This is a genomic window from Flavobacterium enshiense DK69 (assembly GCF_000498495.1).
Taxonomy (GTDB): domain Bacteria; phylum Bacteroidota; class Bacteroidia; order Flavobacteriales; family Flavobacteriaceae; genus Flavobacterium; species Flavobacterium enshiense.
This window is the reverse complement of sequence record NZ_AVCS01000009.1, coordinates 423,909-446,917: the sequence shown is the minus strand read 5'-3', so window position 1 is coordinate 446,917 and position 23,009 is coordinate 423,909. Positions and strand designations below refer to the sequence as shown.

19 protein-coding genes are annotated in these 23,009 nt (G+C 37.4%); 5 read left to right on the top strand and 14 right to left on the bottom strand.

The window, feature by feature from the left end; translation table 11 throughout:
- Nucleotides 1-30 precede the first annotated feature (30 nt).
- Genes FEDK69T_RS07870 through FEDK69T_RS07855 form a run of 4 tightly spaced genes read right to left on the bottom strand, consistent with a single transcriptional unit; the run spans nucleotide 31 to nucleotide 3,655 of the window.
- Nucleotides 31-1,203 (bottom strand): acyl-CoA dehydrogenase family protein, encoded by a 1,173-nt coding sequence (locus tag FEDK69T_RS07870; protein WP_023573623.1) that lies wholly within the window; start codon nucleotides 1,201-1,203, stop codon nucleotides 31-33.
- A 46-nt stretch (nucleotides 1,204-1,249) separates the two neighbouring features.
- Nucleotides 1,250-2,134, bottom strand: a complete 885-nt coding sequence (locus FEDK69T_RS07865) for a helix-hairpin-helix domain-containing protein (protein WP_023573622.1) — start codon at nucleotides 2,132-2,134, stop codon at nucleotides 1,250-1,252.
- An 11-nt stretch (nucleotides 2,135-2,145) separates the two neighbouring features.
- Nucleotides 2,146-2,373 (bottom strand): hypothetical protein, encoded by a 228-nt coding sequence (locus FEDK69T_RS07860; RefSeq protein WP_023573621.1) that lies wholly within the window; start codon nucleotides 2,371-2,373, stop codon nucleotides 2,146-2,148.
- A gap of 13 nt (nucleotides 2,374-2,386) precedes the next feature.
- Entirely contained in the window at nucleotides 2,387-3,655 is a 1,269-nt protein-coding gene (locus FEDK69T_RS07855) for a DUF2851 family protein (protein ID WP_023573620.1), read from the bottom strand.
- A gap of 65 nt (nucleotides 3,656-3,720) precedes the next feature.
- Between FEDK69T_RS07855 and FEDK69T_RS07850 the strand changes: the two genes are divergently transcribed.
- Nucleotides 3,721-5,400, top strand: a complete 1,680-nt coding sequence (locus FEDK69T_RS07850) for a GLPGLI family protein (protein ID WP_035629992.1) — start codon at nucleotides 3,721-3,723, stop codon at nucleotides 5,398-5,400.
- A gap of 43 nt (nucleotides 5,401-5,443) precedes the next feature.
- On the opposite strand, the gene FEDK69T_RS07845 is transcribed toward FEDK69T_RS07850, so the two are convergent.
- The 6 genes from FEDK69T_RS07845 to FEDK69T_RS07820 form a co-directional block, all read right to left on the bottom strand.
- Complete coding sequence (locus tag FEDK69T_RS07845) at nucleotides 5,444-6,805, bottom strand: pyridoxal-phosphate dependent enzyme (protein ID WP_023573618.1); 1,362 nt, start codon at nucleotides 6,803-6,805, stop codon at nucleotides 5,444-5,446.
- Nucleotides 6,806-6,999: 194 nt separating this feature from the next.
- Nucleotides 7,000-8,910 (bottom strand): putative porin, encoded by a 1,911-nt coding sequence (locus FEDK69T_RS07840; protein WP_023573616.1) that lies wholly within the window; start codon nucleotides 8,908-8,910, stop codon nucleotides 7,000-7,002.
- Nucleotides 8,911-9,009: 99 nt separating this feature from the next.
- Nucleotides 9,010-10,029, bottom strand: a complete 1,020-nt coding sequence (locus FEDK69T_RS07835; protein WP_023573615.1) for a hypothetical protein — start codon at nucleotides 10,027-10,029, stop codon at nucleotides 9,010-9,012.
- Between the two features lie 23 nt (nucleotides 10,030-10,052).
- Complete coding sequence (locus FEDK69T_RS07830) at nucleotides 10,053-10,829, bottom strand: hypothetical protein (protein ID WP_035629995.1); 777 nt, start codon at nucleotides 10,827-10,829, stop codon at nucleotides 10,053-10,055.
- Between the two features lie 23 nt (nucleotides 10,830-10,852).
- Entirely contained in the window at nucleotides 10,853-12,391 is a 1,539-nt protein-coding gene (locus tag FEDK69T_RS07825; protein WP_023573613.1) for a SusD/RagB family nutrient-binding outer membrane lipoprotein, read from the bottom strand.
- Between the two features lie 10 nt (nucleotides 12,392-12,401).
- A complete protein-coding gene (locus FEDK69T_RS07820) occupies nucleotides 12,402-15,476 on the bottom strand; it encodes a SusC/RagA family TonB-linked outer membrane protein (RefSeq protein ID WP_023573612.1) in 3,075 nt (1,024 codons plus the stop codon).
- A 199-nt stretch (nucleotides 15,477-15,675) separates the two neighbouring features.
- Here FEDK69T_RS07820 and FEDK69T_RS07815 point away from each other — a divergent pair, with 199 nt between their 5' ends.
- On the top strand, nucleotides 15,676-16,275 hold the full coding sequence (locus tag FEDK69T_RS07815) for a ribonuclease HII (RefSeq protein WP_023573611.1): 600 nt from the start codon (nucleotides 15,676-15,678) through the stop codon (nucleotides 16,273-16,275).
- A 92-nt stretch (nucleotides 16,276-16,367) separates the two neighbouring features.
- On the opposite strand, the gene lipB is transcribed toward FEDK69T_RS07815, so the two are convergent.
- Entirely contained in the window at nucleotides 16,368-17,060 is a 693-nt protein-coding gene (gene lipB / locus FEDK69T_RS07810) for a lipoyl(octanoyl) transferase LipB (RefSeq protein ID WP_023573610.1), read from the bottom strand.
- 6 nt (nucleotides 17,061-17,066) lie between these two features.
- Complete coding sequence (locus FEDK69T_RS15435; protein WP_131494750.1) at nucleotides 17,067-17,873, bottom strand: hypothetical protein; 807 nt, start codon at nucleotides 17,871-17,873, stop codon at nucleotides 17,067-17,069.
- Nucleotides 17,874-18,189: 316 nt separating this feature from the next.
- On the opposite strand from FEDK69T_RS15435, the gene lysS reads away from it, so the two are divergent.
- The 3 genes from lysS (at nucleotide 18,190) to FEDK69T_RS07790 (ending at nucleotide 20,887) form a co-directional block, all read left to right on the top strand.
- Complete coding sequence (lysS, locus tag FEDK69T_RS07800; RefSeq protein WP_023573608.1) at nucleotides 18,190-19,893, top strand: lysine--tRNA ligase; 1,704 nt, start codon at nucleotides 18,190-18,192, stop codon at nucleotides 19,891-19,893.
- Nucleotides 19,894-20,009: 116 nt separating this feature from the next.
- The gene (locus FEDK69T_RS07795; protein WP_023573607.1) at nucleotides 20,010-20,435 is read left to right on the top strand and encodes a hypothetical protein; all 426 of its coding nucleotides are present in this window, start codon (nucleotides 20,010-20,012) and stop codon (nucleotides 20,433-20,435) included.
- Nucleotides 20,436-20,521: 86 nt separating this feature from the next.
- Complete coding sequence (locus FEDK69T_RS07790; protein ID WP_023573606.1) at nucleotides 20,522-20,887, top strand: hypothetical protein; 366 nt, start codon at nucleotides 20,522-20,524, stop codon at nucleotides 20,885-20,887.
- Between the two features lie 56 nt (nucleotides 20,888-20,943).
- Here FEDK69T_RS07790 and hemL read toward each other — a convergent pair whose 3' ends face one another.
- Entirely contained in the window at nucleotides 20,944-22,230 is a 1,287-nt protein-coding gene (gene hemL, locus FEDK69T_RS07785) for a glutamate-1-semialdehyde 2,1-aminomutase (RefSeq protein ID WP_035629998.1), read from the bottom strand.
- Nucleotides 22,230-22,979, bottom strand: coding sequence for a glucosaminidase domain-containing protein (locus FEDK69T_RS07780; protein WP_316949029.1), 750 nt, complete (start codon nucleotides 22,977-22,979; stop codon nucleotides 22,230-22,232). Before FEDK69T_RS07780 ends, hemL begins: the two co-directional genes overlap by 1 nt.
- Nucleotides 22,980-23,009: the final 30 nt, after the last annotated feature.

Sequence of the window (23,009 nt, the reverse complement as noted above, 5' to 3'; positions counted from 1 at the left end):
TTCTATTTTCTGTTCTCTTAATTAAATCTACTAATGTTTTACAGCCGGTTTATAATCCTGCTTATCAATAATCATTTTAGACAAAATTTCTTTTAAGATCTCCGAAGTCCCACCTCCGATTGGCCCTAAACGACTATCTCTTAATAAGCGCGCTAATGGATACTCCTCCATATAGCCATAACCTCCCAGCATCTGTAAACAACTATAAATAGTTTCATCAGCCACTTTTGTTGACTTCAATTTAGCCATAGTTGCTTCTTTCACTACGTATTCCCCTTTATCCAATCGGGCTACAGTAGCATAATTAAACAATTTACAATGCTCTACATCCGTTGCATGCTCAACAATTGTATGTCTTAATGCCTGGAACTTATCGATTGTTCTTCCAAAAGCTTCGCGCTCCGACATGTACTCTAAAGTGTATTCAATTGCATACTCAGCACTTGCATGTGCATTAATAGCCATAATTAATCGCTCCAAGGCAAAATGTTGCATAATGTACGGGAATCCTTTTCCTTCCTCTCCCATTAAATTTTCTTCAGAAATCTCAACATTATCAAATGCGATTTCGGCTGTATCAGATGCTCTCCAGCCTAATTTATCAAGTTTAGTAGCAGATATTCCTTCCAGATTAGCATCCACCAAAAACATACTTATCCCCTTATTTCCAAGTTCTGAATTTGTTTTGGCCGCTACAACATAATAATCAGCATAAACTCCGTTTGTTATGAATGTTTTAGAACCGTTAATGATATACTTGTCACCGCTTTTCACGGCCGTTGTACGCATACCCGCCACATCACTACCTCCAAAAGGCTCTGTAATACATAAAGCCCCAATTTTATCACCAGATATACTTGGCGCTAAATAATCTTGTTTAATCCGCTCATCTCCTTCGGCATTTAAATGAGTCATCGCTAAATAAGTATGCGCCCACATAGCTGCAGCAAAACCTCCGGATTTGATTTTTTGCAGTTCCTCTAAAAAGATAACCGTGTAAAATAAATCCAAATTCAATCCGCCATAAGCCTCAGGATAACGCAAGCCGAAGAAGCCCATTTCACCAAATTTTTTCCATATAAATCGTTCTATCGTCCCAGTTTTTTCCCATTTTTCAATATGAGGAACGACTTCTTTTTGCAAAAAATCTCGCAAACTCTCTCTAAATAATTGATGCTCTTCGGTAAAGTATAATGAATTCATACAGTTGGAATTATTTAACTATCTTACAATAGTTTGTTTATTTGTTTTAAAAGGCCAAATATAAGGCAATTATATCAACTTTATCAATAGGAAAATCTTTAATTTTTCTTAAATCGTCTTTCCCTTTTATAGTACCCTGCATGCTTCTGTAAGTCACAATTTCCTTAGCAAGATGATATTTAAAAAACGGAAATTGGGACAACTCTTTTACAGAAGCCTCATTGACATCAATCTTCTTGACATTCGGGGAAGACAAAACAGAAAAATACTCATTGATGTTTACAATGACTTCCGGTGAAAGCCCCCAAACATCATCCAATTGTTTCATCGACACAAAAGCCCCCAGTTTTTCACGTTCTTTTAAAATTCGTTCTGAAAGCGCCGTACCGATTCCATAAACCTTCATCAAATCTTCTTGGGAAGCCATATTAATATCCTCCACAATTATCTTAGCCTTTTTATCGATTGTTTTCTTCGAATAACGAGAATCGAAATCGTGATTAGCTTTATTTTTCACCCAATCCGGAAACTTAAAATAAGGAGTCATGCTGGCCAGCAGTTTATCGGAAACCATGGTAACTTTTTGAAATTCGGCGGCGGAATTCACAAATCGATTCCCTTCTCGAAATTTATGCAAACGATCAATCTCGGCAACAGACATCCCCAGCGTATACCCCTTGAAATCAGAAATAAAATTGGGATTAAACGGATAGACCTTGTACTTAACGGTGCTCTTTTCAATTTTCAGGCTATCTATTTCCGACTGTAAAGCCAGCCATTCTTTTGCTTCTTTACTTTCCGATTGACCTGAAAAAGTGATTTCCGAGAAATAAAAGCAATAGGCCAACTGAACAATTATCATCAATAAAATAAGCACAACGATCCCACTCCGCTGTTCGCGGGTGTATTTAAAATCAGATGTAATTTTCATGATAGAGGGATTTACAAATCAAAAACAGAACTGCGCTTGGTATAAACCATGTCTTTCAGTTTGAATAAAAAAGCAAGTGTCAGATACACTCCAAACCAAAGTCCGACAGTAAAAAAAGAAATGTAAATAAAAAAAAGACGAACGCTCGTGGTTCTCATACCAAGGCGATCCGCCAAACGGGAAGACACTTCGAAACCGTGTTTCTCGAAAAAGTGACGTATATTGGTTATCAATCCCATAATACAAATGTAATTATTTCTTTAACAATTCAATACCTATTTCGCACTGCAAACATTTTTTTACATTGCAATACTCATTTTTCAACTGTAGCAGTGTTTGAGAATCAAAAGCGTTTTCGGAACGGATTCCAAAATTTGAAAACTTATCGATGATGACATTTTTTTCAGCTTCTATTTCTTCCAAAAAACCGATCAAATCATCAGCATCTTCTTCCCCCAAATGCTTTTCAAAAGCAAACCGGAGTGGAATGATGGTATTAATGATCAACAAGTCCACAAAGGAAGAAGTTAATCCCTTTCGTTTCTTCGGACTTTCTTTATCAAACTGATAATGGGCCTGCCAATAATCAGAAACCTTCACATCAAAAATGCCATAGAAAACCGAAACGGATTCTGAAGCCATCATTTTGGAAAACAAATTCTCCTGTTGATGGTATAATTGCGCCAGTTGAGCCAAACGGATTGTTGGGAAATTATCAGGACGAAGTTTAAAAAACTGAACTGGAGCTATAAAAACTTTATCCAATTGGTACTTATCAGACAAATAACACCAACGGTTCTTCAGATCATTATAATAAACATCCTGTTTTTCTTCTTCCAGCATTCCAGCTCTCCCGAAAAACAAGGCTTCCAGATTTTTAACTTCGTCTTTTTCCTTACGCATAATCGAAAACGGAATGCTAGCAGCAATAGCAAAGAAGGAATCGCCGTTGGAATTCAGACCAAAATTCTTTGCCAGAAAACAGAACAAGGTTGCTTCCCAATCATTTTTGTTATTGAACAATTGTTCATGCATGAGAAGCGCTTTTCGTTCGAGCCTATCAAAAAACAACCGTTCCTGCCATTTTTTTAGGACGAATCTATCGATAGAAGCTAAATCTTTTTCACAATAAATCCATGATTTAGTTGAGGAAAGAGAATAATAACTCTCAAGAATTTCCTTCTCCACATAGTGCTGCAATTCCAAAACCGGAATCTCGGTGTTATCTGCGCGAAAAACATCGGTATCGTGTTCCCAGACAACGTGCAGGATTACGGCATCATAAGCCGGATCGTTTTCATGATGATGGATATACCAATCGGAAGATTTGAGGTGGATTTCAATATTGCCTGCCCATTTTTGATTTCCGATAAAAATCTGAGCATTGAAAAAATCAGGGCCGGCTTTTTTCAGATTATGGCCCGGATGAAGAATACGGAGTTCATCTCCTCTAAAAGTATATAAGTGTTCATAGGCAAACTTTCTGTATTGCCAGATGTGGTGTAAAAAATCTTCCTGCATGGCGTATAAAATGAAAAACGAATGTAGGAAAAAAAATTATCTTTGTGAACCAACTCTATAAAAAAATGAAAAAAAATCTTACAATTTTGATTTTCTGCGGATTCCTGTCAGCCTTCGGACAAAACAAGCCCAAACAGGCTAACGGAATAAAAATAACTTATTTAAAAAGTTCCAACGGAAAACTGATCGAAAATCAGGATCCTATATTGGTATTTGCTAATGACGTCCAAACAGTAATAACTTCCGAAAAAATAAACACCAAAAAAGCAGATTTCCCTTTTGAACAGACTATTGTTAACCGACCTAAGAACAATTTTGTTCAGGTGGCTAATCTATCTGCGACAAAGACAACATCAACTACAGACAGCGTTGCCATAGCCAAACAATCGTTTGAAATAACACCAGACACCAAAACAATTTTGGGTCACAAATGCAAAAAAGCAAAAACCGTTATCAACTCGAACACTATAGAACTTTGGTACACCGATGAATTAAAAGTAAAAGGTGCCCCAACCGTTTTAGGACAAGACCTTGGATTGGTTTTAGAGATGGTACGTAACGGAAATTATACTGTAGCGGCCTCCAAAATAGAAACAGTAAAAAAACTAAACACTTCCAGTCTCATCCCTACTACCGGTAAAAACGTTGATCCATTAACGTATCGCGATTTGTTATGGAAAAGCCGTTTCACAGCTATATCAGTTTTTGAGAACGAAGTCATCAACTTTTCGGATGCTTCAAAATCGAACGACAGTATTTTACGATTTGCAAACGGGACCATCATCCTGAGAAAAATAAAATTCCCTGAGATAAAAAGCGGCAGCCAGATTTTTGTGGATGTTTCGGAACAATCCAACGGAGATGCTTACGACCGCACCGGTTCTGTTTTTGTGATTCCGATGGATGAGAAAGTATCTTTCATGGATGGTTTAAAAAATGGCGCTAAAACCCTTCCGATTTACGAAAACGGGAACGGAAAAAAATATCAGGGAGTTGTAAGTACAGACGATTATACCTCGCTACTTGAACTGATGCGTTTCTTTACACCTTTTGGCATCAAACAGTATAACCATATAGAATTAAAAGATAAAAAGTGGCATGAAATAGTCCCTTACCGTCAGGACATCTCAGAGTTGTATTCTCAGCTCAGCAATAAAGAACTTTGGGTAGGCACTTTTATCGGAAACTATGATAAAGGCGGACATAAAGTTTCCATGCACATTACCATTCACAATGAAGAAAATCAACCTGTAAAAAACACTTTTACCCTCCCCCTTTTCAACACTACCAATATCATGGAAATGGCGGGACAGGAATACGCAACAATGTTCAACAATGACAACGGACTTTTAGTTGCGTTTACACTTGACAAAGACGTTAAGAATGCTAAACTTCGTTACATCACTACTGGACATGGAGGCTGGGAAAACGGCGATGAATTTGTGCAAAAGAAAAATACCATTCTTTTGGATGAGAAAGAAACTTTCAGTTTTGTTCCGTGGAGACAGGATTGCGGGTCTTATCGTTTGTTTAATCCTGCATCGGGGAACTTCCCTAACGGATTATCCTCTTCCGACTACAGCCGTTCCAATTGGTGCCCGGGCATGGTAACCAATCCCAACCTGATTGAGTTAGGTGATTTGAAAGCCGGAAAACATACTATACGCGTAAAAATACCTCAAGGCGCTCCTGAAGGAACTGGGTTTAGCGCCTGGAATGTTTCCGGAGTATTGATTGGAAATTAAAAATAAAAAAGCCACTGAATAACAGTGGCTTTTTTATTTTTAATTATTTTATCGAATTGATAATATCGTGTTTGGTAATGATATGGTGTTTTCCGTTTCCTAAATCAACCAACACTGCCTGATTATCTTTATTGATTAACTTAGAAACTTCTTCAACCGGTGTTCCTAATTTCACAATCGGGAAAGCAGCCCCCATAACTTCGCGGATTGGTTTATCGGCTACATTTTTATCCGCCACATAACTTTGGAACAAATCCGTTTCATCTACTGAACCTACAAACCCGTTTACGTCGATAACCGGGATTTGCGAAATCTTGTGTTTGCGCATGCGGTCAATTGCATGAGAAACCAACTCCTCTGTACGGACAACCACAAGAGGTTTGTCAATATGTTCTTTGATCAAATCTTCTGCTTTGGTAATCTCATCTTCAAGGTAACCTCTGTCACGCATCCAGTCATCGTTGAAAATTTTACCAACGTAACGCGATCCTGAATCATGGAACAATACGACAACCACATCGTCCGGCCCGAATTCATCTTTTAACTGTAGCAAACCTTTGATAGCTGACCCGGAAGACATCCCAACAAACAAACCTTCTTCTAAAGCTAATTTACGGGTGTAAACGGCCGCATCTTTATCGGTAACTTTTGTAAAACCGTCAATCAAATCGAAGTTTACGTTTTGTGGTAAGATATCCTCACCGATTCCTTCAGTTACATACGAGTATACTTCATTCTCATCAAAGATTCCGGTTTCCTTGTATTTTTTAAAAACAGAACCATAGGTATCCACTCCCCAAATTTTAATATTCGGGTTTTTCTCTTTTAAAAATTTAGCCACCCCTGAGATTGTGCCACCAGTTCCTACACCTACTATAAAGTGTGTAACTTTACCATCAGTCTGCTCCCATATTTCCGGTCCGGTTTGCTCGTAGTTAGCCTGAGTATTTGATAAGTTATCATATTGGTTAACGTACCAAGAATTCGGAGTTTCTTCAGCTAAGCGTTTGGACACCGAATAATAGGAACGCGGATCATTTGGCTCCACATCAGTAGGACAGATTACTACTTTAGCGCCTACAGCACGCAAGATATCCATTTTCTCTTTGGACTGCTTGTCCGTGATAACACATATCAGTTTATAGCCTTTCACAATTGCTGCTAAAGCCAATCCCATACCTGTGTTTCCGGAAGTACCTTCAATGATGGTTCCCCCTGGCTTTAAACGGCCATCTGCCTCTGCATCCTCGACCATTTTAAGTGCCATTCGGTCTTTACACGAATGACCGGGATTAAAATACTCTACTTTAGCCAATACAAGAGCATCTATTTCAGAAGTTATTTTGTTCAATTTTACCATGGGTGTATTCCCAATGGTTTCCAATATATTATTTGCGTATTTCATTTCTATTTATAATTTACTGCCTTGGATTTTGAGCGCCATAAAGATATTGATTTAAACCAGGTTTCCAAAAGGAAAAAAGGCTTACCCAATAGCCCCGATGGGAGTGGCATCCCATCTCGTTTTTTCTACGAGATGGATAGAACGGACAGCGGGAAAATGGTTTCCAAATAAGCCCGAACTATTCGCTTCAAAAATTAACTGAAGAAATTCCAAACAACACCAAAGCGGATCATGAAATCACGGTAAGGATAATTTGGTGCGGTGTAAAAATTATACCCCGTCATACTAGAATTAATATGTTCTGCCTTAAAGAAAAGCCTAAAGGTTCTGATTTTAGCATTAAGAAAATAATCAAACACAGGATAACCGCCAACATCTTTTTGGTTTTGGATGTAAAACTCACCTAACAACGGATTGTAATCGTTGGCCTTATATTTCGTAAAATAGCTGAACGTGAAACCCGTTTGTAAATACAATGCTTTTTTAAAGAAATAATCATTGAAATACAAAGTATTGCGGGTTGTAAACTGAGGCACATTTAAAATATTATCCGATTGCTGTACCTGTTGAAACAGGAATGTATTGTCTAAACCAAATTTACCCACCTTGATTTCATTGCCGGCCTTAATGGATAAATAGTTGATTGTTTTGTCGTATTGATAAGGTTTTACAATAAGTTGGTTGGCGATTCCCTCTTCGTTATAGGTTGGGTTTTCGTTGACAAAATACAAATGATCATTTAAAACAGAATATTGCATTGAAGCTTCGAACCATTTTGTTTTTGCTTCTACCTCAATATTATTGATTTTTTCGTTTTTAAAACTATTGAACCAATTGTATTCTTTGTAATCGCTTTGATAAAGAACATAATTCAGGTTCGGTAACTTATTCATGTTTTGATACCTGAATGAGAAAACATTATTTTCATTCAGCGTGTACCGAATGTTGGCATCAAGATTCGCAAGAGATTGATCGGTAATCGAGTTGGAAACTAAGAATGTTCCTTTCCATTTGCCTTTAATATAGACATACTGACCACCCCAAGTGTTGATTTTATCATTAATTGCATTCGGAACAAAAGCTCCAGAATCTTGCACGACAGTTCTATAGTAATAATAATTGTATTGATAATTTTCAACAAAGAAATTAAAGTCACCGAAAGTTTTATGCGAGTAGGCAGCACCAAACTTATTATACATACGATTGTAGCGCGTCTTATTATTTATGAAAGACGTATAACTCTCACCAAAACGCTCGTGAGCTGTCATGGAAAACTCGAAATATTTATACTCATAGTTAAACTGGTGATTTAACACTACACTGCTCGGACTCTTATTTAGCTTAAACGAGTGATCCACGAAAAAACGTTTACCATTTAAAATCGATTGTGCATCATAGAAATTCACATCAATTCGTGATCGTTCCTGATACAAATCATCACCGCTTTCAAATTGGGAAAGTACTTTTATTCCGCCATTTTCGTGATTCAGCATGTCCTGCGCGGTCATGTGGGCTTTAAGAAAATAACGTTTGTCCTTTGTATTGTAACTTGAAATCAATTTTAAGTTACCTGTACTTGCAAGTTGGTTTTGATATTTTCCCAATGAACGAAGCCCTTTATAGCCAACTGCGAAATTCAGATTTTCAGCTACATTGGCAGAAACAAAGGCATCTAGGTTTTGACCTTGTTCCATAACCGATTTATAATACAAATCCGAATATGGAGTTGGGAGATTATAATAATTGATATCACGAACTTCAAGATAATTAAAATGTTTGGCCAGGAATCCAAATTCAGGAAATGGATTAAAATGGGTCAACCCGAAATCTAACGTATTGTACGTTTGTCCTTCATTAAGAAAAGGCAATAGTCCGAAAATATCTTTACGCAAATAATTGAATTTATATTCTCTTTTTATAGTAAGCGACGTATCTACTATAGTCGTATCTTTTTCTATAGAAATGATTTTGTATAAATCAACGGTTGCTTTTTTTTCCGCAATGTCATTAGCACCTTTTTTTTCTAACTTCAAATCATCATCCTGTGCAAAAGCAGAAAAGGAAATCGAAAATAAAAATAACAAACAGAATAACCCTTGTTTCATAAATTTTGATTAGACGACAAAGGTAATCAGATTTGTATAAATTATTCAAATAAAAAAAGCCCCACCGAAGTGGGGCTTTTAAGAATTTCAGAGAATGAATTAATTTCTCTTCATTTTTTTGAAAGTTCTGATTGTCGAAGTAAGATCTGACATTTTTCCAGTAATCAACACTTCATTTGTAGTATAATCAACTAAAGTGTAAGTAGTTCCGGTTTTTGTAATCTTAGCTACAGGAGCACCTGTAAGTGGGCTATCACTAAAGTATTTTAATGGCAGTGAGTAATTCCACACACCTACTTTAGCAACATTCAGATTAATATCAAATTGGAATTTTTTTGCTGGAGCTGTTCCTCTTGCAAAAAAGTCAACAAAAACATAGTAATCACCATCTACCAAGTCCGTCTCTAATAACAGAGCTTTTTCAGGAGCATCACCTGTTGCAGAGGCACCACCAGTATATTCTGGTGAAGTAGCTGTAGGGTTATCAGTATCAAACACATAGAAATCGAAATCCCAATCAGCAAAATCATGTTCCTTACCATCAGTTCCGATGTAAGTTCCTCCTACAAGAGTACCATGAGCGTCAGCAGTAGTATGAGTCCAATCCAATTCTACAGCAACATCATTGCTTGCGTAGTTTGCAACATTAATGGTGATTACCTGATCGATAATACCATTTGAATTAGCAGCTGAATACAGTCTCAATTTCATTGTTTCAGTTCCCTCAGGAAGCATATCAATTATTGGCTGGATTGTAAACGAATAGTCCGATGCATAAGCAGGGAAGGACAATTTGTGCCCAATAGCTCCCATACCATCATCAACACCAGTTTCTTCGCTTGTTGCAGGATCACCATCACCGTCAACTGTATAGTCTCTGAAAGTAGCGTTACCTCCAACCAATTCAATTTTCATTTCCATTGTCTTATAAAATGGATCGTTTGTCGAAAGGTTGATAGTAACATCTTCTCCTTCAGCAACTGAAAATTGAGTATTATCGATATTTATTGTCGGCTTATACCCTTGAACAAGAGTAGAATCATCTTCCTGATCACATGATGCCAACAAGCCTATTGCAGCAGCTGCAAACAAAAAGTTATATTTAAGTGTCTTTTTCATATAAATAATTTAAAAAATTAAAACTATTGTCTGACTAAAGTCCAAGTTCTATTAACATAGCCAGCTACACCAGCAACATTAATATTTTCAAAAGTAAGGTTTCCGTTGTCTTCAACAAATCCTGTACCTGGACCTCCGTCAGGACCGGTAATAGCATTACTTGCTTGGAATTGCCAATCAATAATTTCTAAATCACCACAAACGTCCGAGAAATCAAAGAAATATCTTGTAGTAAACGGTGGGAAATAATTTGAATGGTAAGTATTCGGAGTAAGCTTAGTTATTGTAACCGGAACTGACCCATAAGCATAAGGACCTTCCAAGGCCGTATCACAACCAACAAAAACAACTTTTATTGTAGAATATTGAGCACCAAGCACCGCATTAGTTGTTGAAGTCAAATTCAAATACAATTCTGTTTTTTGAGTTGGGTTTAATGCGCCAGTGTTTACCAAAAGAGGAAGGTTAACAAAAGAACCTCCAGCAGGAATCGTAACTTTACGACTATCATCAGCAAATTCGAATTCCACTCCTTCAAGAGCTGTTGATTTCACTAAATCTACCTCATATGTCACTTCCAAAGGAGATGTAGGGTATGTACCATCGCCACGTCCTATAAGTGCAACCTGAACGTTGTTCTCTTGAACACCAAGGTCTTCAAAATAAGCAATATTTTGAGTTGATTTAGCAAAACCAACAATTTTAGGTCCTTGATTAAGAACATGCTCTGATCTGATATCATCATCAGTACAAGCAAATCCAAGTGTTGCCAGGACAATTAAAGACATTAACTTTTTCATAATTACTAAGTTTTATTTAAATATTATTTAAACCAGAACGGAGCCGTGTTGTATGCATCCGAAATAGTCTGAACAGGTACGTTAGCACTATTACTAGCGTATTCAGAAATAGGATACATTAAACGACGTGGTTTTTTGTCTGTTGGTGTAGTTGAATTTAACGGCATTGGAATATTTTCGTCAATCAATGGATTTCCGTTTTTACGAGCTCTTGTATACTCGATAAAGATTTCAGCACCATTGATACCATTTAAAGCAACGTCTTTTTGATAGAAAATAGCCTCCAATTGCTCATCCAATGTAGCTCCCGGAGCACCGTATCCTTTACCAACAATAGTATTAACATTTGTAATATAAGCACCAGAACCAGTTGCTCCAAAAGTCGTAAAAGAAGCGGTAATAGCCTGATTAAACAAAGTCTGAGCATTACCTGTTAAAAACCCTTTGTGTACAGCTTCAGCCTGCAACAACAAACTTTCAGCACGTAACATCATGTACCCGTCTTGAGAGTTATCCTTCACTAAGCCTGGACCTAACGAAGAAATCGCAAGAGGCGCTGTACCTCCTTGGTTTAGAGCTGATTGATCTCCCTGTATAACACCAGTGATATCACTTCCCGTAACAGGAGCAAAGATTCTAGATCTTCTTCCGTCCTGAGTAGCATTTAACTGACCAGCAATATGTGCAGAAGCTCTTCTGAAATTGAAAGCATTTCTGTATACAAATTGATTACTTGAATTTTTCTTTAATTCAACCATTAAATTCATCCAAGGATTTTGTCTTGAATCACTTCCGCTTGAATATCCAGGATTAATCAAAACGTCAGCTTCTACGAAAAGAGCACCTTCCAATTTCTGAAATTCTAAAGCTAAGTAATCAAGAGTATCTTGATCAGTCAACTCAGACTGTCTCAATAAAATTCTTAATTTCAATGTGTTGGCAAATCTAACCCAACCATCCATATCACCACGTAAGATACAATCTTCAGTACCTACAGCTCTAGTTCCAGCAACCGGATTTTGAATCGTTTGGATTGCGTCGTCTATCTGTTTTACTAAATCCCTGTAAATTGCTTGATCATCATCATATTTAGGAGTCGCATTATTCACACCTTGATGAGCCTCAAAATATGGCACATCACCATAAAGGTCAACTAAATATTGGAAATAGAAAGCTTTACAAATTTTTGCAATTGCTTTGTGGTTATCATATCCTTGAGCAGGGTGATTAATAATCTTAGTGTACAAACCAGTTCCTCTGTATACACCATCCCAGATATCATCATAGAAATTGTTACTCACAAAGATTCCAAATTCTTCAGCATATCCTCCAGTGAAAGAGTTTACGTTTGCACCCCAGTTATTCATGAATACGTTACCATACTCATTCATACGTCTTGTCAAGTTTCTATAAGAATCAGACTGCGCAGCAGCTAAGGATAAATCAGGTGTAACTGAGTTTCCGTCAGCATTATTTGGAGATTTATTTATATCCAAATAATCACTACAAGAAAATAGCATAAAACCAGCTATTAACGGTAATATAAATTTAATTCTTTTCATTTTTCTTCAATTAAAAAGTTAGGTTAACGTTGAAACCAAAAGTTCTAGTTGCTGGATATTGACCTGTAACTGCCAAACCTTGATCATTCCCACTAGATCTAGACTGCTCTGGATCATGGTATCCTCTGTTTTCTTTAGGCAATACAGTCAAAGGATTTCTTGCATTAACACCAAAACGTAATGAAGTTAAACCAGCTCTTTCAATCATTTTAATTGGCAAAGCATAGCTTAAAGACAACTCTCTAATTTTAAATGCTGTAGCATCTAAAACCATATTTTCAGTTACTGCTCTGTACTCGTTAGAGAAATAGTTCAAATAAGAAGTATATGTATTTCCTCCAGTAACAACAGTATTGTTAGGCTCATATTGTCCGTCATCATTTGTATCAACAACTGAGTTAGGGAAGATAAATCCTGTACGACCTCCTTCAGCAGATTCTACTAAGTGACCTGACCAAGATAACCAGTCTTTAGTTCCAGCCCAAATTTGGTGTCCTGTTCTGTAGTCCATTACAGCAGCTAAACGGATTCCTTTGTACTCCAATGAACCATTGTAGTTGATGATATAATCAGGTGTAGCTTTTCCTAATTTTTTGTACTCCCCAGTTCTAAGAGGATTACCTGTACTAGGATCGATAACTACTCTACCTTGATCATCTCTTTGATAAGCAATACCTTTAATTAAAGGAAACTCTTCTCCTTCGTCAGCAAAGATACCTACACTATTTGCAGAGAAGTTAACCAATGCGATTGATTTTGCATCTGGAGCCGCTTTATCTACAACTGATTTAGAATGAGAATAAGAGATTCTGTTTTCCCAAGCAAATTTATCATTTCTAACAGGCGCGAAACCTAATTCGATTTCAAAACCATTAGTTGTCATTTCACCTACGTTAGCCAACACACTTGTAAGTCCTGAAGCAGCAGAAACGCTTCTTCTAGTGATCAAATCATCAGTTTTTGTGTTGTAGTAAGCACCTTCTAAAGTAATTCTGTCATTAAGGAATCCGAAATTAGCACCAATCTCGAAAGTTGACATAAACTCAGGTTTGATATCTTTATCAATCGGAGTCTGAGTATAAGTGAAAGAGTTTAATGCTCCAAATGGATATCCTGTAGACGGTCCGTAAAGATCATTCGTTCCATAAGCATCTACAGCTGAAGTATTACCTACAACAATGTAGTTAGCATAAATCTTAGAATAGTTCAAAACTTTGTTATTGTTTAAGAAATCAAGTTTTGTAGGAATGAACGAAACCCCAACAGACGGATAGAAATAATTATCTTTCGGAGTTTCCACCATTGCAGAGTTCCAGTCATTTCTTCCTGTTAAGTTGATGTTTAAGAAATCTTTATATCCTAAATCAACGTTAGCAAAAAACGCAAATCTTCTCTGTCTAGTGAAACCATTAGATCTTCTCACCTCTCCAGTTACGTTAGAAATATTGTATAAACCTGGAATAGTCAAGTTATCCCCTCCAACACTAGTAGACTGAGAGTACACATCCTGAATATTGTTACCGATGTTAGCTTTTAAACTAAGATCTTCAGTCAACATATAATCAAAGTTAATCAACAAATCACCATAGTATCTTCTTGAGTTTGAATTACTTGAATCAAAAGTAGAAACGATAGTCTGATTACCTCCTCCAACTTGAATTAAATCAACATAACCATTTGTATGTGACATTGAGTTAGCCGCAGTAGTCTGAACGTTTGCTACATAGTTAATGTTGATATTTTTATTAAATTCATAGTTTAATGAAGCAATACCAGTCCAATAATCAGATCTGTTAGTATTACGAACATTATCTCTTAACCAGTAAGGGTTATTATAGTAAGAAGTCCAGTGACCCTCATTTCCTGAATGCTCAAAACGCTCTACCGGGATGTTAGAAGCTGTTTGCAATAAATCTGTAAATAAGGCTGAAGAAGTAGTTTCTGTTCTTTGAGTCACATAAACAACGTTTCCTTCTACTGTCCATTTACCGAATTTTCTTCCTCCTTTGAATGAGAATGTACTTCTGTTCAACTCATCACCATCAACTACGAATTCTGTTTTCTGGTTGTTAGCTGACATCAAAGCATACCCATCTTCTAATGTACCTCCACTGATAGACACACCATTTTGCATGATAGTACCAGTTTCGAAGAATTCCTTGATATTGTCTTTAATTGAAGCATAAGGAGCCATGATATAAGAACCATCAGCTTGTTGCATACCTACTGATCTGATCATGCCATCAAACTCTGCTCCCCAACCACCGTTCTCATAAGTAACGTGTTGTCCGTTCCAACCTTGACCATAACGTCTCTGTCTTTGCGGAACAAAAGAAACCTCTTCGAAGTCAATTGCAGAGTTAACACTCACATTCAATTTACCGCTTTTAGCTCCTTTTTTAGTTGTAACAATGATTACACCATTAACACCCAACTCACCATATAACGCAGCACCTTGTGCTCCTTTTAAGATGTTTGTCGACTCAATAATATCCGGAGCCAATGATTGTAAAACACCCGCAGTCGAGATAACATTATCAATTACAACCAAAGCCTGGTTGTTACCTGTAATTGAACGGTTACCACGCAACACAATACGAGTAGTTGAATTAACTCCAGTGTTTGTAGTATTAATTTGTAAACCAGACACTTTACCCGCCAATGACTGAACAACGTTCGGGTTAGCTGCCTGAGTTAACTCTTTTGCTTTTACTTGCTGACTGGAAGAAGTAATTTCATCTACTCTCTTTTTAATACCAACAGCAGTAACAACAACATTCTCTAATGTTGTAGACTCTGCAGCCATAGCAACATTCATTTTGTTTGATGACCCAACTGTCATCGTAGATTCTTTCATACCAATGAAAGTAAACACTAAAACTTCGCCGGTTTTAGCTTTGATGGAATAATTACCATCCATGTCTGTTTGTGTTCCGCGAGTTGTACCTTTAACAACAACGCTTACACCTGGCAATGGCAACCCTCCTTCGGTTACTGTACCAGTAATAGTTTTCTCCTGTGCGAAGGAAAACTGCATTGAAAACGCCAGCAATAGCGCAAAAATCCATTTAAACTTCGATCTCATACTGAATTTATTTGAGTTAGTTATTTCGCAAACTTCTTAATAATTTCTTAAATAACCAAATATTACTACAGAATTATACTATTTAACACTTGTTAAATATTTTATGAAATAAAAACAAAATAGCGAAGAAACTAATACATAGACCGTAAACATCACAACAATCGATCTACTTTTTTGTATTTTTGCAAAAACCTAAAAAATGTTATTCAGAAATTTCTCAGACTTTTTCCCAGAAGCCGGAACAGACGAAGCAGGCCGTGGCTGCTTAGCCGGACCAGTTACAGCTGCAGCCGTTATTCTTCCGGAAGACTTTACCTTAGATCTGCTGAATGACTCCAAACAACTTTCAGAAAAAACAAGAGAAAAACTCAAACCTATTATCGAACAGGAAGCTATCTCATACAAGGTTATACATCTGGAACCCATAATTATCGACAAGATCAACATCTTGAACGCTTCCATCAAAGCCATGCAGGAATGCATAGTCAATTTAAATCCAACACCTAAATATATTATTGTAGACGGAAACCGATTCAAACCCATCAACAACATACCTCACAGCTGTATTGTTAAAGGAGACAGCAAATACTTAAGCATTGCTGCTGCATCTGTTTTAGCCAAAACACACAGAGACGAATATATGGACAGAATCCACGAAGAATTTCCGATGTACAACTGGAAAAAAAATAAAGGCTACCCTACCGCAGAACACAGGGAGGCCATTCTTAAATATGGAGTAACCAAATATCACAGAATGTCATTCCGCTTATTACCAGAACAACTGAAGCTTGAATTTTAAAAAAAGAAGGGAGAAGCAAAAGTCAAGAAGACCTCCTACCTTTTACAACCAAAAAAAATTGTCTTTTGTTTTTTTAATCAAACCTGAAACCACTAAACCATCTGCGCCTCGAACAGCTCTGCAAAGTGTTTCACTATTTTTTGTTTCACTTCATTTTCATCAACAGATCTTCCAAGCTCAACATGCATTGAAGTCACCGCCTTACCTTTTATACCACAAGGAATAATATTATCAAAATATCCCAAATCAGCATTTACATTTAAAGCAAAACCATGCATGGTCACCCAACGGGAAGCACGAACTCCCATGGCACAAATTTTCCTTGCAAACGGAGTTCCGACACCCAACCAAACTCCGGTTTCACCCTCGCTCCTTTCTGATTGCAGACCGTATTCGGCTAATGTTTGAATTATAGCTTCTTCCAATAGGCGAAGGTATTTATGAATATCTGTAAAAAAATTTTCTAAATCAAGAATTGGGTACCCTACAATTTGACCAGGACCATGATAAGTAATATCCCCACCTCTATTTATTTTATAAAAAGTCGCCCCCTTTTCAGCCAATTGTTTTTCATTTAAAAGCAAATTAGACAAATCGCCGCTCTTCCCTAACGTATATACATGCGGATGCTCGACAAACAAAAAATGATTTGGCGTGACGATTTCCGGATTTTCTCTTTTGGCTACTTTTCGCGAAACAATATCCGCAAACAATTCTTCCTGAAAATCCCAGGTAACTTTATAATCTTTCTTACCCAAATCCTGCAACTGTACTTTCTTATTCATAACCATTTATTCTAATTCAACTTCAAAGTTCAAATTCTTACTCTCCATGTATTCTTTCATCGGATAAGTTATTGACACCTTTTTTTTATCATCGCTGATTTTAGCATTGGGCACCGAAACTTTTTTAACCTTTTTCGGAAAACTGACTTCCATAACATAATCTGACTCTCCATAAATCATTTCCATCGATTGCGCCATCTGATTTGACAACGCTTCCGCTTCTGTTCCATTCACTCCTTCCTTCTCCAATCCTTTCACATATTCCGATTTGATTTCATCTTTTGATTTTGCCGAAACTTTTTTACTGAACTTTTTCCCGTCGAAAACATAACTTGTCACACCATCATTCTTTGGCATGACGCCCGACGCCACGTTATTCCCCGCCGGATTAATATCTGAAAGCGTATTCATGGGAGAAACCATCTCCTGGAATTCGGCTATGTTTTTAAAATCGGAATACAAGTCAAAAACAAAAGTTCCATCTTTATCATTCATCACCATATGACAGGTAAACTTCTCCATCTTTTTGATTTTGTCCTGCTGCTCTTTCGGTAACTTAGCAATACTGTCTTTTTTCATTTCATATACAGAAGCCATTGTAAAAGTAGTATCAATATCTTTCGACTTTCCGTTAGCCAATTCTGTCCCCATACCTCCCATTTCTTTTCCAAGCATGGTCATGACTTTGGACATATCAAACCTATAATTAATTTTACCTGAACCGTTCGCATTAAAGCCGACACTTTCCGTAACAACACAACTGGTAAGCGAAAGTGCAAAAAACAAAAGCAGCAATAAGGTCCCTTTTTTCATTTTTTTAAATTTCCCCAAAAGTACAAAATAGTTTCCTAAATAGCCCTGATGGGAGCGGCATCCTTTTGCAGACACGAAACAACGCGAAGTGTCCGCAGAAGATACAGCGAACAGCAGGAACATGGATTGCAGAAAGACCCCAAGCCATTCTGCTTCAAAAAAATCAACAAAAAGCAGTCATCAGATTGAAGTGTTCAGAAAGCGGATTAAAGACAGTAGCAGAGCATCCAGACTAAGACATTAAAATTGATTGATTTTCAAATTGCCTCATTTTCAAATTATACCTATCTTTGCACCCTTAAAATACATAAGAATTATGCAACTTTCAGAACAAGAAATCATCAGAAGAGAAAAATTGGGCAAGTTGAGAGAACTTGGCATCAATCCGTATCCAGCTAATTTGTTTCCCGTTAACCACACGTCGAAGCAGATAAAGGACGCTTTTGAAGAAGGCAAGAAGGTTGTTGTAGCAGGGCGATTAATGAGTGTTCGCGATCAGGGAAAAGCCTCGTTTGCAGAACTTCAGGACAGCGAAGGCCGAATTCAGGCGTATTTTAACCGTGATGTAATTTGTGAAGGAGAAGACAAAACCCTTTACAACACCGTTTTCAAAAAACTGACCGATTTAGGTGACTTCATCGGAATTGAAGGCGAATTGTTCACTACTCAAGTTGGCGCAAAATGTATTCGCGTTTCCAACTTTACGTTCCTGAGCAAAACATTACGCCCGTTGCCATTACCAAAAATGGATGAGGAAGGAAATGTTTTCGACGCGTTTACCGATCCGGAATTGCGTTACCGTATGCGCTATGTGGATTTGGTGGTGAACCCACAGGTGAAAGAAGTTTTCATGAAGCGAACCAAGTTGTTCACTGCCATGCGTACCTTCTTTAACGAAGCAGGCTATATGGAAGTGGAAACTCCGATTTTACAATCGATTCCGGGCGGAGCAGCAGCACGTCCGTTTATTACGCACCATAATTCATTGGACATTCCTTTATACATGCGAATCGCGAACGAATTGTACTTAAAAAGACTAATCGTAGGTGGTTTTGACGGGGTTTATGAGTTTTCTAAAAACTTCAGAAACGAAGGAATGGACAGAACTCACAATCCGGAATTTACTGCCATGGAGATATATGTAGCCTATAAAGACTACAACTGGATGATGGAATTCACTGAAAACCTATTGGAATACTGCGCGATGCAGGTAAACGGAACCACTGATGCTACTTTCGGTGAGCACAAAGTGAGTTTCAAAGCGCCATATGCGAGAGTTACCATGACCGATGCCATCAAACAATTTACCGGTTTTGATATTTCAGGAAAATCAGAAGCAGAAATTTTCGAAGCTGCTAAAGGTATGGGCATCGAAGTAGACGAAACCATGGGTAAAGGAAAACTGATAGACGAAATTTTCGGAGCAAAATGCGAAGGAAATTTCATTCAGCCGACTTTCATCACGGATTATCCGAAAGAAATGTCGCCATTATGCAAATCACACCGCGACAATCCGGAATTAACCGAGCGTTTCGAGTTGATGGTATGCGGAAAAGAAATCGCAAATGCATATTCCGAATTGAATGACCCGATTGATCAGAGAGAGCGTTTTGAAGCGCAATTAGCTTTATCTGAAAGAGGTGATGACGAGGCTGGACAATTTATCGATGAAGATTTCCTACGTTCATTGGAATACGGCATGCCTCCAACATCCGGATTAGGAATAGGGATGGATCGTTTAATTATGTTCCTTACCAACAACCCATCAATTCAGGAAGTATTATTCTTCCCTCAAATGCGCCCGGAGAAAAAAGCAATTCAGATTGAGTTGGAAGCAGAAGAAAAGTTGATCGTGGAATTACTTCAAAAACACAACAACACCATGGAATTGTCAGAACTTAAAATCAGAGTGGCACTTAGCGGTAAGAAATGGGACAAAGCAATGAAAACATTAGCTCAGCACGGATTAACTTCAGTAAGCATAAATGGTGACAGTAAAATTGTCGCCTTAAAAGAGTAACAACAATTGCAAAACTTAATATATAAGGAGCTCATTTTGAGCTCCTTTTTATTTTTCAGATTAAACCTTTACACTTCCTGATTGTCCTATAGCTGTAACACAAAAAATCATAAACGATGAAAAACGTAATTATAGCAGTTGTAATGATGATTTCATTGACAGCTTTTGCACAGGATCGAAAAATGAGGCATGAAGAATTTACCCTGGAACAAAAAACGGAATTACAGGTTAAGAAAATGACTCTAGAACTTGATCTTAACGATAAACAGCAAAAAAACTTAAAAAACCTTTTAACAGAACAGAACAAAAAAAGAGAAGAAGCCAAGGCAAAACACCAGGCAATGAAAGATTCTGATAAAAAACTGACCAGCGATGAGTTATTTGCCATGAAGAACAAAATGCTGGATGACAAAATCGCTTTTAAAGCGGATATGAAAAAAATCTTGTCTGAAAAACAGATGGAAAAATGGGAAGAATTAAAAGAAAAAAGAATGACACAAATGCGGGAGCAGAAAAAAAATAGATATCACAAAAAACACTAGACAAGCAATTATTTCACTAAAGTTTTGGATTTTGTATATTTTTATTTAGTTTTGGGATCTATAACCATAAACTACAATAAAAAATTATGAAAAAAATAATTACTCTTTTTGTTTTGTTTTTTGCCTTTTCAATAAATGCGTCTGCGCAAGACAAATCAATTGAATTCAAAAAAAGTGCTAAGAAAGATCTTGAATTATTACTGTCAGTTATTCCTATTGAAGGCAACATGCAAAATGCTATCTATAACCTTTTTGTAAAAAAACATAAAGACTTGAATGCTCCTGACATGACTCCTGCAAAAAGAAGTCAAATAACACATACAGTCGACGCCAAAATGAAAGCTTCTTTAACAAACGATCAAATCACCGCCTTAGAAAAAAACAAAGAGATTTACGCGCAGCTAATTGGATCAGAAACTGCCGCAACAACTACGGTTAAAGAAAAGAAATAATTATTTATTACTTGTAATAACAAAACAAAAAAACCACCGATCGGTGGTTTTTTTTATTATAGTTCTTTAGCAACTTTATTTATGGCATTAATGGTAAAATCCAAATCGTCATATGTTAAAGCATCAGTAATAAACCATGTTTCATAGGCAGAGGGAGCAATATAAATACCTTCTCTCAACAGCCCATGGAAGAACTTTTTAAAAGTTTCATTATCTCCATTTGCTGCTGTTTGAAAATCACAAACCGGGTTAGCATCAAAGTGTACCGAAATCATAGAACCGACACGGTTTATGGTAAACACTATGTTATTATCGGCTAACACCTTAGCAGTTCCTTTTTCCAAATAGGCTGTTTTTTCTTCAAGACGCTGAAACAATTCTGCATCCGAATTAATTTCCTGCAACATTGCCAATCCGGCTGCCATTGCCAATGGATTTCCAGACAGAGTCCCCGCTTGATAAACCGGCCCTACTGGCGCCAGATAATCCATAATCTCATTTCGGGCAGCAAAGGCTCCAACCGGCAAACCTCCTCCGATCACTTTTCCAAAACACACAATATCTGCCTTTATCCCAAACAATTCCTGAGCACCACCTTTTGCCAAGCGAAATCCCGTCATTACTTCATCAAAAATAAGCAAAGCCCCATTTTCATCACAAAGTTGGCGCAAACCTTCCAAAAACCCATTTGCAGGAGGAATACATCCCATATTACCCGCAACAGGCTCTATAATTATAGCTGCTATTTCATTTTTATTTGCTTCAAACAATTCTTTCACATTGCCCAAATCATTATAGCGTGCCAACAGCGTATCCTTTGCCGTGCCAGCAGTAACTCCAGGACTATTCGGAGAGCCAAAAGTGATAGCCCCACTTCCTGCCTGAATCAAGAACGAATCGGAGTGACCGTGATAACACCCTGAAAATTTTACAATCTTATCTCTTTTACTAAAACCGCGAGCCAATCGAATAGCACTCATACAAGCTTCAGTTCCGGAATTCACAAAACGTATTTTATCGATATTCGGAACCATCGAAACTGCAAGTGCCGCAATTTCCGTTTCCAAAGCCGTAGGCATCCCAAAAGAAGTTCCTTTTTTTGCTTTTTCAATAACCGCATTCACTACCGGTTCAAAAGCATGTCCCAAAAGCATTGGCCCCCAAGAATTGATATAATCTATCAATCGGTTACCATCCTCATCGTACAAATAAGCCCCTTTTGCCTCTTTTGCAAAAATAGGGGTTCCACCAACAGCTTTAAACGCTCTAACCGGAGAATTAACGCCGCCAGGGATTACTTTTGCAGCCTCTACAAAAAGCTGACTGCTTCTTTGATATAACATTATGATTTTATTTTTAGAATTTGACCTATGGATATAGCATTATCTGAGAGCTGATTCATCTTTACCAGTTGATCTACAGTAACATTAAATCTTCTTGAAATGGAATACAACGTATCACCCTGAGACACTTTATATGATTTATCGTCCATTGGCATTTCCGACACTTTGTCAACAGATTTATAATTAGAACCCAATACCTCTTCATCTATTTTATACAACTCATAACGCTCTATTAAACCAATGAGTTTTTCAGGATATTTCACATCTGTTGCGTAACCGGCTGCACGCAATCCTTTAGCCCATGCCACATAATCTCCTTCATCTAGTTTAAACAAATTAGCATAGCGATTTCGAGTGGTCAAAAACAACGAATGATCACGATAGGATTCTGCCGATTGATCATATTTTCTAAAACATTCCTGTGCTGCATCATCGTCATGATGAACACTCTCTCCAGTCCAGCCAGTATGACATTTTATACCGAAATGATTATTTGCTTTTCGAGCCAAAACTCCTGTTCCCGCACCCGATTCCAATACACCTTGAGCGAGAGTAATACTCGAAGGTATCCCATGTTTACGCATGTTATCCTTGGCAATCTCTTTGAATTGCGCTATGTATTCCTTAACTAATTCCGGAGTAACGGCAATCTTCGACGTCGCTTCCAAAACTTCGGATTTGGTTTGAGACGAAGAGGAATTATCTCTTTGTTTAGTAGTTGTCACCGGCGTTTTTCTAGCCTGATTCACTTTAGTTTTTTGTGGGCGCGACGATGTAAT